10 protein-coding genes are annotated in these 15959 nt (G+C 60.4%); 2 read left to right on the forward strand and 8 right to left on the reverse strand.

Annotated features, from left to right (window positions below; translation table 11 throughout):
* Nucleotides 1-85 precede the first annotated feature (85 nt).
* Nucleotides 86-1744 (forward strand): M28 family metallopeptidase, encoded by a 1659-nt coding sequence (locus GTP23_RS16905; protein WP_202412223.1) that lies wholly within the window; start codon nt 86-88, stop codon nt 1742-1744.
* A 64-nt stretch (nt 1745-1808) separates the two neighbouring features.
* Here GTP23_RS16905 and GTP23_RS16910 read toward each other — a convergent pair whose 3' ends face one another.
* From GTP23_RS16910 to GTP23_RS16940, 7 genes are all read right to left on the reverse strand, one after another.
* Nucleotides 1809-3674, reverse strand: a complete 1866-nt coding sequence (locus GTP23_RS16910; protein WP_161036181.1) for an alpha/beta hydrolase family protein — start codon at nt 3672-3674, stop codon at nt 1809-1811.
* A 144-nt stretch (nt 3675-3818) separates the two neighbouring features.
* Complete coding sequence (gene trhP / locus GTP23_RS16915) at nt 3819-5180, reverse strand: prephenate-dependent tRNA uridine(34) hydroxylase TrhP (protein WP_161036182.1); 1362 nt, start codon at nt 5178-5180, stop codon at nt 3819-3821.
* Nucleotides 5181-5365: 185 nt separating this feature from the next.
* Nucleotides 5366-6070 (reverse strand): glutathione S-transferase N-terminal domain-containing protein, encoded by a 705-nt coding sequence (locus GTP23_RS16920; RefSeq protein ID WP_161036183.1) that lies wholly within the window; start codon nt 6068-6070, stop codon nt 5366-5368.
* A 116-nt stretch (nt 6071-6186) separates the two neighbouring features.
* On the reverse strand, nt 6187-8865 hold the full coding sequence (locus GTP23_RS16925; protein WP_161036184.1) for a bifunctional acetate--CoA ligase family protein/GNAT family N-acetyltransferase: 2679 nt from the start codon (nt 8863-8865) through the stop codon (nt 6187-6189).
* 70 nt (nt 8866-8935) lie between these two features.
* The gene (locus tag GTP23_RS16930; RefSeq protein WP_161036185.1) at nt 8936-9865 is read right to left on the reverse strand and encodes a histone deacetylase family protein; all 930 of its coding nucleotides are present in this window, start codon (nt 9863-9865) and stop codon (nt 8936-8938) included.
* Nucleotides 9866-10076: 211 nt separating this feature from the next.
* Nucleotides 10077-11657, reverse strand: a complete 1581-nt coding sequence (locus GTP23_RS16935; RefSeq protein WP_161036186.1) for an isocitrate lyase — start codon at nt 11655-11657, stop codon at nt 10077-10079.
* Between the two features lie 869 nt (nt 11658-12526).
* Nucleotides 12527-13060 (reverse strand): hypothetical protein, encoded by a 534-nt coding sequence (locus tag GTP23_RS16940; protein WP_161036187.1) that lies wholly within the window; start codon nt 13058-13060, stop codon nt 12527-12529.
* 207 nt (nt 13061-13267) lie between these two features.
* Here GTP23_RS16940 and GTP23_RS16945 point away from each other — a divergent pair, with 207 nt between their 5' ends.
* Nucleotides 13268-14155, forward strand: coding sequence for an extracellular catalytic domain type 1 short-chain-length polyhydroxyalkanoate depolymerase (locus GTP23_RS16945; protein ID WP_229256146.1), 888 nt, complete (start codon nt 13268-13270; stop codon nt 14153-14155).
* 8 nt (nt 14156-14163) lie between these two features.
* On the opposite strand, the gene GTP23_RS16950 is transcribed toward GTP23_RS16945, so the two are convergent.
* The gene (locus GTP23_RS16950; RefSeq protein WP_161036189.1) at nt 14164-15942 is read right to left on the reverse strand and encodes a DUF885 domain-containing protein; all 1779 of its coding nucleotides are present in this window, start codon (nt 15940-15942) and stop codon (nt 14164-14166) included.
* Nucleotides 15943-15959 lie beyond the last annotated feature (17 nt).

Here is a 15959-nt window from a genome sequence, read left to right on the forward strand (position 1 = left end):
TGCGCTGGTTGCTGCGCTATGGATTTCGTGTCAGTATTGCCGCGCGGGTAAACACGCATTTAAAACGCATAATACGGAGACCGACTTGAAAAACACCATGTTCATCTGCTCACTGCTAGCTGCTGCCACTGCGCATGCCGGCAATGGGCCGGAGTTCGATGCCAAGCACTTGTCGCAGGACGTGAAGGTGCTGGCGTCGGATGAATTCGAAGGACGCGGGCCGAACACGGCCGGCGAAAACAAGACTGTGGCTTTTCTGATCGAGCAGTTCAAGGCGGCAGGTCTGCAGCCGGCCGGCGATCTGCTCAAGGGCCAGAAAAATGTGCGCAGCTGGACGCAGGATGTGCCGCTGGGCCGTTTCGAAATCAAAGGCCCCGTCAAGCTGCAGCTGCATGATGCCAAAGGCAATCAGGAGCTGAAACAGGGCGAAGACATGGCTGTGCGCGCGGCCATGAACGGCAGTAAAAAAGTCGATTTCCGCAATGCGCCGCTGGTGTTCGTCGGCTATGGCGTGAATGCGCCCGAGCGCAAATGGGATGACTTCAAAGGCTTCGATCTGCGCGGCAAACTGGCCGTGGTGCTGATCAATGATCCCGACTTTGAAACTGGCGTGGGCGACTTCGGCGGCAAGGCCATGACCTACTACGGCCGCTGGACTTACAAGTATGAAGAGATGGCACGGCGCGGCGCGCTGGGCACCATCATCGTGCATGAAACGGCACCGGCATCGTATGGCTGGGCCACGGTGAAAAACTCGAACACCAACGTGATGTACGACATCGTGCGCAAGCAGCCGGCCATGGCGCATGCATCGATGGAAGCGTGGATACAGCGTGATCTGGCAGTCGATCTGTTCAAGCGCGGCGGGCAGGATTTCGAAGCGCTCAAAAAACTGGCACAGACGCGCAACTTCAAACCTGTGCAACTGCAGGGCGTGACGCTGACGGCCAGCTATGCCGTCGATGCCCAGACCATCGTTTCGAAAAATGTGGCCGGCCGCGTGGTGGGCAGCACCCATCCCGAGCAGACTGTGATGTATAGCGCGCACTGGGATCATCTTGGTGTCGGTCTGCCGGACGCCAAAGGCGACAAGATCTACAACGGCGCAGTGGACAATGCCACCGGCATCGCCGCGCTGCTGGAACTGGCGCGTGCCTATGGCAAGGCGCCGGCACCACAGCGTAGCGTGCTGTTCCTCGCTGTGACGGCGGAAGAAAAAGGCTTGCTCGGTTCCGAGTACTACGCGGCCTATCCGCTGTATCCGCTGGCGGAAACGGTGGGAGCCATCAATATGGATGCCCTGAGCCCGTATGGTCCGGCACGCAACTTCACCATCTCCGGCAGCGCCAAGCTCGATCTGCTCGACCAGCTGATCGCCAAAGCCAAGCAGTACGACATGGTGTATGCACCTGATCCGAAACCGGAAGCGGGCCACTTCTTCCGCTCCGACCACTTCCCGCTGGCCAAGCGCGGCGTGCCGGCGATTTCCTTCGGCTCCGGCGACGACTGGATCGAGGGCGGTCTGGCCGCTGGCCACAAGTCGGAAGAGGACTATGTGGTGAACAACTACCACCAGCCTTCGGACGAGTGGAAAGCCGAGTGGCCGTTCACCGGCATGGCGCGCGATCTGGGCCTGCTGTATGGTCTGGGCCGCGATCTGGCCGAATCGAAGGACTGGCCGAACTGGGCGCAGGATGCCGAGTTCCGCATCATCCGCGATGCCAGTGCCAGCAAGCGCCGCTAGACTGGGCCTGCCCTAAACCAAAAGACCACCAGAAACTGGTGGTCTTTTTTTCGGCCCGTAGCAGCTAGTTTGCAGGCTGGCCGATGTGGGCGGCAAGGAAGGCTTCGATCCGGCGCCACAGGTCTATGCGTGGCCGCTGGGTTTTCCAGTCTTCTACCGTGGTGGTGTAATCGAGCCACTGCACGGGCGCCTGCTGCGCCTGCAGCGCTTCGTACAGCTTGCGGCCCTGCTGGTAGTCGAGGCGTTCGCTATCCTTGTCGTAGGCCAGCAGCACGGGTTGTTTCACCTGCTGCAGTTGCTGCAAGCTGGCGCTGTCGGGATCGTTGCGGGGCGCGATCAGAGCCGACCAGCTGATGCCGCATTTGAACACTTGCGGCTGTTGCAGCAGGCTTTTCAGCGCAGCATGGCCACCGCTGCCGCCACCGGCGATGCAGACTCTGGCCGGATCGGTATAACCCTGTTTGGCGGCCCATTGCACGGCATCGGCCAGATCGGTGATGGCGTCGGGCGTCTGGCCTGCGGCCGGGCTCTGCGCATGCTGCGCGCCGAAGCCGCTACTGCCGCGCGGGCTGACTTGCAGCACAGCGTAACCGCGCGAGGCCAGGAACTGCACTTCGGCATTCCATTCCCATAAGCCATTGCGCTCGGACATATTGCGGTTGTTCAGCAGCACGGTGGCAAACGGCTGCTTACCTGCGTGCTTGGGCAGGGTCACGAACACGGGAATCATGCGGCCATCGCGCGCAGCAAAGCGCTCCATATTCATGCTGGACATGCGTTGCGCTGGCAGCTCGGGCATGGCACTGCCCAGCAGCTGCACGGCGCGGGTCTGGCTGTTGTAGAGCAGATAGGCGTGGCTCTGGATGTCCGAATGGGTGTTGATCAGGACGTATGGGGTCGTGCTCTGGCGTCCGCGTGAAATCAGGTTGACCAGACCGGGAAACTGTTCATCGATCTGCTGCTGCATAGCCTTCATGGCGGGATCGAACCAGACTGTAGTAACGGCATCCGTGTTGAAGCGGTAGCCCAGCATATTGCGTGCACCGACGATGAAGTGGCCATCTGTATCGAAGCCGGGCGCGATGATCATGGCGGGCTGTTGCAATGTTCTGTGCTGCATGTCGTAACGATAGACGGCGGCTTCGTCGCGCTGGTTGCGGGCACGCACATACAGTTGACCTTCTGCATACAGCAGCGGCTTGTAGCCATCGTTGTTGTTGAAGTCGCGGGTATCGAATTCCTTCCAGCTATCCTCTTCGCGTAAATAGCTGCGCATCTGCTCGTTGCGCCGTGCCACCACCACGCGTGGCTGTCCGTCGGCATCGAGCAGCGTGTGATAGGTTTCGCTGGGCGCGCGGATAGTGCTGATGCGCCCAGTGCGGGTACTCAGGCGCACCAATTCCGAATGGTCCAGATACTGCGAGATCACATACATCTCGTCCTTGGGCCAGTTGGGAAAGCCGTTGAAGCTGGTCGGGCCGAAAAAATCGTATTTGATCTGGTAGCCATCGGCAAAACTACGCGGCCTGTCGATGGTCGGGCGCAGCATGATACGGTTGCTGCCGTCGCGGTCTATGGCGTACAAGCCGGTCTGGCCGACTTCGCCGCCATGGTCGATATTGACCGTGGTAAAGCCTATACGCTCGTCGCTGAGCCAGAAGAACTGCTCGATGTCGGCATTGTTGAAGTTGGCCACGGCGCGCGACTTCTGGCTTTCCGTATCCAGCACCACCAGCATCATGCGGCCATGAGGGGATAGCCGGCGGATCGCGATAGAACGGCCATCGGGGGAAATGGCGGCGCCGCTGGTTTCGGGGCGCTGGAAAAACTGCTCGACGGGTATCTGGCTGGTGGCCTCGCTGACAGCTTGCCCTTGAGCGTTGCAGGTGGCGAGGACCAAGACGGACAGACTAGCAGCAAGCAAGCGCATGATGATTTTTAGATAACTGAATAAACGGCAACTTTAGCGGGAAATTACCGTTGCAGCAATGCATGCGCTGAAAAAAATGCCCGCGCCGCACACGCCTGCAAGGATTGCTTGCGGCGTGCGGGGCGCGGGCGTCGCCACCGCGGCTTACAGGTAGCGCGACAGCAGGGCGCGGTCGTAGGCGGCGCCCAGTTCGATGCGCACGATGTGGCCGCTGCCAGCCGCCACGCTGATCTCGTTGCCGTCGTCCGACAGCATGCGGTTCAGGGTGATGTCGTGGTTGCCGCTCGGGTGCATGACTTCGATCTTGTCGCCCACGCTGAAGCGGTTTTTTACGTCCACCCGCGCCCAGCCGTTTTCGACGCCGATCACATCGCCCACGTACTGGCTGCGGTCGGCCTCGGATGCGCCGCGCATATAGTTCTGGTGCGCCTGCGTGTGGTGGCGCTGGTAGAAGCCATCTGTGTAGCCACGGTTGGCCAGACCTTGCAGCTGGCCCAGCAGGCTGATGTCGAACGGACGGCCAGCCACCGCATCGTCGATCGCGCGGCGGTACACCTGTGCCGTACGGGCGGCGTAGAACAGCGACTTGGTACGGCCTTCCACTTTCAGCGAATTGACACCTATCTTGACCAGACGCTCGATGTGCTCGACGGCGCGCAAGTCTTTCGAGTTCATGATGTAGGTGCCGTGCTCGTCTTCGATGATGGGCATCAGCTGGCCCGGACGCTGGGCTTCTTCGATCAGGTAAGGACGGTCGGCCAGCGGGTGGCGCGCTTCCTGATGCAGGGTCGAGAACGGACGGGCGTCGGCTTCTTCGATGGCGCGCTGGAAGTTGAACGGAATGACTTCCATGCGGCCCAGATCGCCGGTAGCGTCTTCGGCCGCGTTCTTCACCTGATAGTCCCAGCGGCAGGAATTGGTGCAAGTGCCCTGATTCGGATCGCGGTGGTTGAAGTAGCCGGACAGCAGGCAGCGGCCCGAATAGGCGATGCACAGCGCGCCGTGGACGAACACTTCGAGTTCCATTTCCGGGCACTGCTGGCGGATTTCCTCGATCTCGTCGAGCGACAGTTCGCGCGACAGGATCACGCGGGTCAGGCCCATGCGGTGCCAGAACTTGACGTCGGCCCAGTTGACGGCATTGGCCTGCACGGACAGGTGCACGGGCACGTCGGGCCACTTGTCGCGCACCATCATGATCAGGCCGGGGTCGGCCATGATCAGCGCATCCGGCTTCATGTTGATCACCGGCTCCATATCGCGCAGATAGGTTTTCAGCTTGGCGTTGTGGGCAAAGATGTTGCTGGCGACGAAGAACTGCTTGCCGCGCGCGTGGGCGCCATCGATGCCTTCCTGCAGGGCATCCAGAGTCGAAAAGTCATTATTGCGCACGCGCAAGCTGTAGCGAGGCTGGCCCGCATACACGGCATCGGCGCCGTAATCGAAGGCGGCGTGCATTTTGGCCAGCGAACCGGCGGGCAGGAGGAGTTCGGGAGAGCTAAGCATGATAAAAAGAAGCGCGCAAAAGTGGCGGATCTTAGTGCCTTGCGTCCAGCTAGTCCTTGATCTGGATCAAAAAAGCCTACCTTGGGGTCAAGTCGGGCAAAGTGTCAGTGTCAGGTCGGGCAAACGGGCCTCGACTATAGGCTTTCGGTCGAGGCTGCACCGATGCCCGACCTGACCCCGCGGGTTTAGCTGCGGGCGGGGATGGTCAGGCCTTGGGCTACGGCCGGACGGGCGACGAAGGCCGCCAGCACGCGCTGTACTTCGGGGAAGCGGCTGATCTGCACCAGCTCGCCGGCGCCGTAGAATTCGATCAGGTTGCGGATCCACGGAAAGATGGCGATATCGGCGATGGTGTACTGCTCGCCCATGATCCATTGGCGGCCCTGCAGGCGCTGCTCCAGCACGCCTAGCAGACGGCTGGCTTCGGCCACGTAGCGGTCGCGCGGGCGCTTGTCTTCGTATTCCTTGCCGGCGAATTTGTGGAAGAAGCCTACCTGACCGAACATAGGGCCCACGCCGCCCATCTGGAACATCAGCCATTGCAGGGTTTCATAGCGCAGCGCCAGATCGTCGGGCAGCAGCTTGCCGGCCTTGGCGGCCAGATAGATCAGGATGGCGCCCGATTCCCACAGACCCAGCGGTTCACCGTTAGGACCGCTAGGATCGATGATGGCGGGAATCTTGTTGTTCGGGTTGAGCGAGAGGAATTCCGGCGACAGCTGGTCATTGCTATCGAAGCTGACCAGATGGGCTTCGTAAGGCAGGCCCAGCTCTTCCAGTGCGATGGAAATCTTGACGCCGTTGGGCGTGGGCAGCGAGTACAGCTGTATGCGCTCGGGGAATTGCGCTGGCCATTTTTTGGTGATGGGGAAGTCAGCAAGAGTTGTCATGTCGGGTCCGTAGAAAACTGTTGAGCGGGAATTATCCACGGATTTGCCGAATGCTGCTGGCGGTGCCCGCAAAGGCGGGCACCGCAGGGTATAGCCTTAGCGCCGAGGGCGCGCGCTTACAGCGCTTTGCTGCACAGGCGGAAGTCCGGATCGTCCGGATATGGGCGGATCTGGAAGCCCAGACTGGCCATCAGTTTTAGCATGCCAGTGTTCTTCACCAGCACCAGACCGTCGATCTCCGTCAGGCCCTTGTCGCGCGCCACGTCCATGATGGCCAGCATCAGGCGCGTACCCAGACCCTGGCCGCTGTAGCGGTCATCCACCAGCAGCGAGAATTCGCAGGTGCTGTGGTCGGGATTGGCGATGTAGCGCGATACGCCGATGATGTGCGATGTTTCGACAAACTCGCCATCTTCACCCGGTGTGCGGGTGACCTGCACGGCCACCAGTGCCATTTCGCGGTCGTAGTCGATCAGCGTGTACTTGGCCAGCATAGGCACGGACAGTTCGCGCAGCGAGGAAGCGAAGCGGTAGTAGCGCGATTTCTCCGACAGGCCACGTACCAGATCCTGCAGCATGGAAGCATCGTCCGGCTGTACCGGACGCAGGGTGTACTGGCCGCCGCCGCGCATCGGCCATTCCTGCGTGTAGTTGGACGGGTAAGGCAGGATGGCCAGATGGTCGTAATCGGCCGCCGAAGGTGGTGCGGCATCGACCACGATGCGGGCATCCACCGCCAGTGCGCCGTTTTCATCGACGATCAGCGGGTTGATGTCCATCTCGCGCAGCTGCGGCAGCTCGCACACCATTTCCGACACGCGCAGCAGCATCTGCTCGATGGCTTCGCGCTGGGCCGGCGGCGCACCGCGCCACTCGCCCAGTGTTTCGGCCGTACGTACGCGGTCGATCAGGCGCTGGGCCAGGAACAGGTTGAGCGGCGGCAGTTCGACGGCTCGGTCGTTGATCAGTTCTATCATGGTGCCGCCCGCGCCGAAGCTGATGGCCGGGCCGAACAGGTGGTCCGTCACCACGCCGATATACAGTTCGCGGCCATGGCGCTTGCCGGCCATCTTCTGGATGGTGACGCCGTTGATGCGGGCATCCGGTTGCAGGCGGCGGACGGTGGCCATCATGTCGCTGAAGGCGTCGCGTACGGCGGCCGCATTCTGGACATTCAGCACCACGCCCTGCACATCGGATTTGTGCGGGATATCGGGCGAATCGATTTTCAGCGCCACAGGGTAGCCTAGCTGGCTGGAAATCAGCATGGCTTCGCTGGCCGTGCGCGCGAGGATGGTCTGGGTAATCGGAATATGGAAGGCCGCCAGCAGGGCTTTCGATTCCATCTCCGTCAGCACTTTGCGGCGTTCCGCCAGCACGCCTTCGATCAGCAGGCGGGCACCGTCGAGGTCAGGCTTGGCCAGTTGCGACAGCGGCGGCGGGGTCTGGTGCAGCAGCTGCTGGTTCTGGTAGAACGAGGCGATATTGCTGAAACCATCGACGGCCGCTTCCGGTGTGCGGAAGGTGGCCACACCGGCCGTGTTGATGATCTGGCGTGCTTCGGCTACCTGTTCGTCACCCATCCAGCAGGTCAGCAGCGGTTTGCCCAAGCCTGCATTCATGGCGCTGACAGCGCGCGCCACACCGGCCGGATCGCCGCCCAGTTTGGGCGAATAGATCACCAGCACGCCATCGACTGCGCTATCGCGTGCGCAGGCCTGTATCGCTGCGCAGAAGGCGTCGGCATCGGCATCTTCCGACAGGTCGAGCAGATTTGACAGGGTGGCATTGGCAGGCAGGATGGGCATCAGCGTGCGTGCCGCTTCGTCCGACAGACGCGCCAGTTTCAGGTCGAGTTCTTCGATCCAGTCGGCTGCCAGTACGCCGGGGCCGCCGCCATTGGTCACGATGGCCAGACGCGGGCCCACTGGCCGGTAGCGTGAAGCCAGACATTTGGCGGCCGCAAACAGCTGCACAAACGACTTCACGCGCACGGCACCAGTGCGGCGCAGGGCGGAATCGAAAATATCGTCGGAGGCGACGATGGAGCCAGAGTGGGTCAGGGCGGCGGCCGATGCGGCGGAAGCGTTACCGGCCTTGAGCACGACTACCGGCTTGGTATTGGCCGCGCCACGCAGGGCCGACAGGAAGCGCCGTGCATTGGTCACGCCTTCCATGTAGATGACGATACTCTGGGTGGCCGGATCGGTGGCGAGGAAGTCCAGCGTCTGGGCCAGATCGACGGCCGTATTCGCGCCCAGCGACACCACGGTGGAGAAGCCCACGGCATTCTTGTTACCCCAGTCCAGAATCGCGGAAGTTAGCGCGCCCGATTGGGAAATCAGCGCCAGACTGCCGGGCTGGGCCAGCTGGCCGGCCACGCTGGCGTTGATGTTCAGGCGCGGACGCTGGTAGCCCAGGCAGTTAGGCCCCAGCAGATGGATGCCATGCTTGCGGGCGATGTTGTGCAGTTCGTGCGCCTGCGTGCTATCCACCCCGGCCGACAGGATCAGGGCAGCGCGGCACTGGATGCGGCCTGCCACTTCCAGCGCAAAGCACAGTTCTTCCGTGGGCAGGGCGATCACGGCCAGATCGGCGCGCGAATGGGCCAGATCGGCCAGCGTGCCCGTCATGCCTACATCGAGATAGGTTACCGGCCCCTTGAAGCCGCCCTGTTCCAGCTGCGCGCTGATTGAGCGGCCATAGCTGGTCTGGGTGTCCGGCTGGTCCGGCTTGCCGGCAAAAACAACGATGGACTGGGGCGAGAACAGGGGGGTGAGGTAGTGGGTTTCCATGAGCGTGATCGGCAGTGTGGGAGATCGGCAAGCGCCGGGTAAGCGCTGCCGACAATAGCATTGATCGGGTTCAGTCGTCCATTCCGAGCAAAACTTTCACGTGGGCGGCGGCGCTGCGCGCCAGCGAGGACATGACGTAACCGCCTTCCAGACAGGACACGATGCGGCCCTGGCAGTGGCGCTGTGCTACGGCGACGATCTGTTTGGTGATCCAGGCGTAGTCCGCTTCCACCAGCCCGAGGTTGCCCATGTCGTCATCGCGGTGGCCATCGAAGCCGGCCGAGATGAAAATCAGCTGGGGGCGGAATTGATCCAGCGCGGGTATCCACTTCTCCAGCACGGCCTGGCGCAGCGCATCGCTGCCCGAGCGCGCCGGTAGCGCCACGTTGACCATATTCGGCCCGCGCGGCACGTTGCCGCAGAACGGATACAGCTTGTCCTCGAAGATGGAGCACATCAGCACACGCTCGTCATCGTGCAGGATGTCTTCGCTGCCATTGCCGTGGTGGACGTCGAAATCCACCAGCGCCACCCGTTCCAGCCCGTGCACATTGAGGGCGTGGCGTATGCCGACTGCAACGTTGTTAAAAAAGCAGAAGCCGCCGGCGGCGCTGTATTCGGCGTGGTGGCCCGGTGGGCGCACATTGCAGAAAGCCGTGCCGGCACCCTTGGTCAGCACCATGTCGGTGGCCATTACGGCAGCACCGGCGGCGCGCAGGGCTGCCTGATAGGTGTAGGGGTTCATGCTGGTGTCAGGGTCGACCTGCACCGTGCCTTCCTTGGGCGACTGGGCCGCCAGTTCGTGGATGTACAGGCTGGCGTGGGCTTGCGCCAGCTGCTTTTCGGTCGCCAGCGGCGCATCCATCGGTTGCATGAAATCGAGCAGGCCCTTGATCAGCAGCATGTCGTTGACCGCGCCTATGCGCTCGGGGCATTCGGGGTGTTGATCGCCCATCGAGTGTTTCAGGCAATCCGGGTGGGAAATATAAACTGGCAGCATCGTCAAACGTGGGTAAGCGTTACAGGCACGTGCCACGCACGTGGTCGGTGGGTGAAACCTAACGAAGTCAATTCAGTGTAATGAGCAGGATCAAGTATTTCGTTGATCTATATCAAAGATACATGAGCGATATAACATCGCTGTGTACAGACGAAAAAAAACCGGGCTCTGCAAGAAACAGAGCCCGGTTTTCTAGTCCAGCACGATCAGCTTAGAACTGGTTCATCGTGTTGTCTTTACCTGCTGCTTTCAGGGCTGCTTCGCCGCTGAAGTAGTCTTTGTGATCGTCGCCGATATCGGAACCGGACATGTTCTGGTGTTTCACGCAAGCGATACCCTGACGGATTTCTTTGCGTTGTACGCCAGCGACATAACCGAGCATACCCTGGTCGCCGAAGTATTCTTTGGCCAGATTGTCGGTCGACAGCGCAGCCGTGTGGTAGGTCGGCAGCGTGATCAGGTGGTGGAAGATGCCGGCTTCGCGGGCTGCATCAGCCTGGAAGGTGCGGATTTTCTCGTCAGCTTCTTTGGCCAGTTCGCTATTGTCGTATTCCACGCTCATCAGCTGGGCACGTTCGTAGGACGATACGTCTTTGCCTTCGGCTTTCATGCGGTCGTAGGCTTGCTGACGGAAGTTCAGGGTCCAGTTGAACGATGGGCTGTTGTTGTACACCAGCTTGGCGTTAGGGATGACTTTACGGATTTCGCTCACCATGCCGCCGATCTGGGCGATATGTGGTTTTTCCGTTTCGATCCACAGCAGGTCGGCGCCGTTCTGCAGCGAGGTGATGCAGTCCAGTACGCAGCGCTCTTCGCCGGTGCCGGAACGGAACTGGAACAGGTTCGATGGCAGACGCTTAGGACGCAGCAGCTTGCCTTCGCGTTTGATGATCACGTCGCCGTTGCCCAGTGCATCAGCCGACACTTCTTCGCAATCGAGGAAGGAGTTGTACTGGTCGCCCAGGTCGCCTGGCTGTTTGGTCACAGCGATCTGCTTGGTCAGGCCGGCGCCCAGCGAGTCGGTACGGGCGACGATGATGCCGTCGTCCACGCCGAGTTCCAGGAAGGCGTAGCGGATGGCGCGGATCTTGGCCAGGAAGTCTTCGTGTGGCACGGTAACTTTACCGTCTTGGTGACCGCATTGTTTTTCGTCCGACACTTGGTTTTCGATCTGGATGCAGCAGGCACCCGCTTCGATGAACTGCTTGGCCAGCAGGTAGGTCGCTTCAGCGTTACCGAAACCGGCGTCGATGTCGGCGATGATAGGTACGACGTGGGTCACGTGGTTGTCGATTTTTTCCTGAATCGCAGCTTTGGCAGCGCCTTCGGCAGCGTCCAGTTGACGGAACAGGCCGCCCAGTTCACGTGCGTCAGCCTGACGCAGGAAGGTGTACAGCTCTTTGATCAGGGCCGATACGGCGGTTTTTTCGTGCATCGACTGGTCTGGCAGCGGGCCGAATTCCGAGCGCAGTGCGGCAACCATCCAGCCCGACAGGTAGAGGTAGCGGCGTTCGGTGCTGTTGAAGTGCTTCTTGATGGAAATCATCTTCTGCTGACCGATGAAACCGTGCCAGCAACCCAGCGACTGGGTGTATTTGGCTGGATCGGCATCATAGGCGGCCATGTCGGCGCGCATGATTTTGGCCGTGTATTTAGCGATGTCCAGACCGGTTTTGAAGCGGTTCTGGGCGCGCATACGGGCAGCCGATTCAGGGTTGATGGCGTTCCATGCACTACCTTCTTTTTGCTTCAGTGCAGCAACGGCTTGGATGTCGTCTTGGTATTGGGACATGATGATTTCCTTGGCAGTTAAACAGAATAATAAAGATTCAAAAACGGGTGCCGGGAGTGTGGGTAGTGCAGTTCACTGGGGCCGGCTGGTAAGTTAGTAATGCGTTGAAAACTCTCTATAAAAAGCGAAGTTCGATGGAATAATCATAGTCCTTTTTTCGCTGAGTAGCATGTCTTATATAAGACATATAACTTAATTTTATCTGTTAATTTTCAATGACTTAGTTAGTAATTTTTGCGATGTGGAATGACTTTTTATCGGATGGGATAAATTCTGTGGTTTTTTAGCGACCCGGATTCTGCAATGTGAGAATGCCTTTTCGCATTGTGGGAAATACTGCCTGAAACGGGTGTGACGGTGTTGTCGCTGCTTATGAATTACCAGGGTGCGGCGACGGGAAGCGCAGGTTGGCTGCCGTTTTTGCCATGCCATGTAGACGGCAGGAGGGGCGATTGCTGCGTGATAATGGTGCGATGCGAGGTAGGTCGGCTTCGATGATGCAGAAAAATGTCGCTGTAGTAACTTGCTAATGCAGGGCCAGTTGCGTGCTATAAATTCGGCGTTTCTGGAGACTGCGATCTTGCTGCGACTAATACGCGGGCCTAGTTTGAGCGCGTGCGTGCTGGCGCTGGCCGCCATGCCTGCGTGCGTCATGTCGGCCGATGTCTGCATTTTCGCCATGAACCCCAGCAGATCAGGTTTCGATAGCAGGCATATATTGGGTTTGCTAAACGCAGCGCTGCATGCGTCGAGCAGCCCGGCCTGCGCAGACGGCGTAGCTTCCGGCTAGCTAATCCTGAACTGTCGCCGCTAGCACTGCTGGACAGCAAGGCTTACCGGTTTGTGCCTGAGTAGCGCACGCGGCAAAGCTAGAACTGCGCTGACTCGGCCTTTTTCTTTGCTGCTCGCTCGGCTGCCTTATCGGTCTTGTATTTCTGTGACAGGTCATTGCGGATGTAGCGAAGCTGCATAGTGAAGCTCAGGTGAGGCGCGTCTAGTTCGATGATAGCGTCGGCCGGCTCGAAGCGTGCGAACTGATCTCCAACATAGGGCAGTTGCGTCGCTTTGACTTTGTACTTCGATTGCAAGTATTGATAGACAGATGCAAATCGCCCTTTGTCCATATCCATAATGACCCCGGCCAGCTTGCCCACGCTATCGAAGATATACACGACTTCTGTGAGTCCTTCGATCTGGTAAGCAGACCCGTCGGTCGCTAGCATCTTTCCGCCACTATATTTATTGATGCCGCGGTCGCTGAGGTCGGTGCTGCGGGACAGATTTTTGCTGAGCTGGTCGCTGGTGGTGACGCCGATCTCTACCCCGAGGACCTGCGTACCAGCATTCGCGGGCTGTAAGCATAGTATGCAGGGCAAGATCAGCAGGGGCAACGGCAGACGCATGATGAATTCTCGACGGATAGAGCAGCTAACATCAGGCTGTAGGTATGGTAAATTTTACAAAAATGGCGCCGACAGCTCTTTGTGTTTGCGCAAAGACTGGGCTGTTGTTCTATGAGGTGGATAATGAAATCTGATGGAAAGCGCAAGCCTGCATTGAGACCGACCCGAATGCTGGCTTTGCCGTTAATGCTATTGACGCTGTCGCCAATGCCTTTGCTGGCACAGGTGGAGCAGCCAGCCAGATGGCCGCTGGCCGAAGCTGCAATTCGCAGTACGGCGGGCGAGCCTAACTTGCAGGAACTGCGGGTGCAGGGACGCAAAGTGCTAGTTCATTTACCTGCTGGGTATGATGCGGCGCGGGCTTTACCGCTAGTATTAGCCATGCATGGTGGCGGTGGACATGCAGGACTCATGGCGGAAGATGGTCGCTATGGCTGGTTGCGGCAGGCCGACGAGAGCGGCTTCATCGTGGCGTTTCCCAATGGTGCCAGCCGGCTACCCGGCGGGCGGCTGGCTACGTGGAATGCGGGCGGATGTTGTGGCTATGCGCGCGATCAGAATGTGGATGATGTGGCATTCCTGCGTGCCGTGGTGGCGGAAATCAAGGGCCGCTACCGCGTCGATAGCGCACGGATCTTTGCGACCGGCATGAGCAATGGCGGCATGATGGCGCACCGGCTGGCCTGCGATGCAGCCGATCTGTTCCGCGCCGTTGCCTCGGTCGCCGGCACGGATGCCAGCGCGCATTGCCAGCCGGCCCGTCCCATCGCCGTGCTGCACATTCATGCCCGTGACGATGATCATGTACTGTACGCTGGCGGCGCCGGCCCGCAGGCTTTCCGCGACCGGCGCAGCGTAATGGAATTCGTCTCCGTACCGGACACGGTGGCGCGCTGGGTGCAGCGCGACCAGTGCCGTGGCCCGGCCCAGTCTGTGCTGCAAGTAGCCGGCGCTAGCTGCGTGGCTTATCGCGATTGCGCCGCTGGCGCCCGCGTCCAGCTATGCAGCACGGACACGGGCGGCCATAGCTGGCCCGGCCCCGCTGCACCCATCGATGCCACCCGCGAAATCTGGCGCTTCTTTAGTGGTAGCTGAAGCCAGCGCTAGTTGAGCTGGGCGGCAATCCAGCGATTCACGGCGCCATCGAGCACGTCCAGCGGCACCGAGCCGTGCGACAGCACTTCGTTGTGGAAGGCGCGCAGATCGAACTTCTTGCCTAGCTTGGTCTCGGCACGGGTGCGCAGTTCGCGCAGTTTCAGTTCGCCGATCTTGTAGCTTAGTGCCTGCCCCGGGATGGCGATGTAGCGCTCCACTTCCTGTACAGCTGTCACTTCATCCTGCGGTACGTTGTCCTTGAAGTAGGCAATCGCCTGCTCGCGCGTCCAGCCTTTGGAGTGGATGCCGGTATCGACCACCAGCCGCACGCCGCGCCAGATCTCGGCCGTCAGACGGCCCACCCATTGCCACGGATCGTCATACATGCCGATCTCCTGCCCCAGCATTTCGCTGTACAGGCCCCAGCCTTCGGAGAAGGCCGTGCTGGCGCCGAAGCGGCGGAAGTCCGGCAGACCGGCAGTTTCCTGCGCCAGACTGCGCTCGAAGTGGTGGCCCGGTATGGCTTCGTGCAGGAAGAAGGCGTTGGTGGTAAAGCGGGTGCGCGTTTCCGGCTTGTAGGCGTTGAAGTAGAACACGCCGGGTCGCTTGCCATCGACCGAGCCACGCTGATACGAAGCCGGTGCCGCACTGACTTCGCGGTAGCCTTCGACCGGGCGGATTTCGAACGGCGCTTTGGGCAGGTGGGCGAACAGCAGGTTCTGTTTGGCTTCGACTTTCGGGCGGATGGCTTCATACGCTGCCTGTATCTCTTCGCGCGTCTTGAAGCGTAGTTCCGGCGCCGTGTTCAGATGCTGGAAGAATTCCTTGAGCGTGCCTTTGAAACCCACCTTGTCCTTGGCCAGTTCGAACTGGGCGCGGATACGTGCCACTTCGCTCAGGCCGATATCGTGGATCTGGGCCGGTGTCAGTTCGGTGGTGGTGGAGCGGCGTGCGAGGAAGGCATACCATTCCTGCCCGCCGGGCAGGGCACCGATGCCCGCCGTGTCGCGCCCTGCTGGCAGATAGGTGTCGCGCATGAAGGCCAGCAGCTTGCGGTTGGCCGGTGCCAGCTGTTCGCGTACCAGCTTGCCGTAGGCGGCAGTCAGGCGTTCCTTGTCGGCGGCACTGAACGAGGACGGGAATTTCTTCACCGGCCCCATATAGGTGCTGGTTTCCAGATTATCGCTGCCGACATTTTCCAGTTGCGGCAGTACGCGCTGGATCAGCGCCCTGGGCATGACGATGCCTTGCGCTATGCCTTTGCGCATGTCGTCCATCAGGTGGTCCACGGCCGGTGCGTAAGCGGCGGCGCGCTGTAGCCAGTTGTCGTAGTCCTGCACGGTCTGGAAGGGCTGGGCCGAGCTGCCCGAACCCAGCTGCGCCATGCTCAGGTGCAGGCCGGCGAACTGGTCAACCGGCATCAGGTCGGTCGGGAAGCGCAGGCCGTCCAGTACCTGCTGCAGACGGTAGCGCAGCAAGTCGTAGCTGATGCGGTCTTCGGCCGGCAGCGCGGCTGGATCGTAGGTAGCCGTCAGGGCCAGATATTTTTCGGCCAGTGCACGGCTCTGGGCATTCGCTTCGGCTGCAGTCTGCGGGCCGAACAGGTGGTTGTAGCGCTGGTCGCCGTTGTAGGTGGCGGCGATCGGGTTTTCGCGCAAATAGTCTTCCCAGTACTGGGCGTAGAGCTGGTTCATCTTTTCCGGTGTGGCCGGGGTTTTGACCTGAGCGATGGCAGGGATGGCAGCACACAGCAGGGTGCACAGCAGCAGCGGGAGGGTAGGGCGCATGGTGTCCTCTAGAAATT

It is taken from the genome of Duganella fentianensis (genome assembly GCF_009857835.1).
GTDB lineage: Bacteria > Pseudomonadota > Gammaproteobacteria > Burkholderiales > Burkholderiaceae_D > Rugamonas > Rugamonas fentianensis.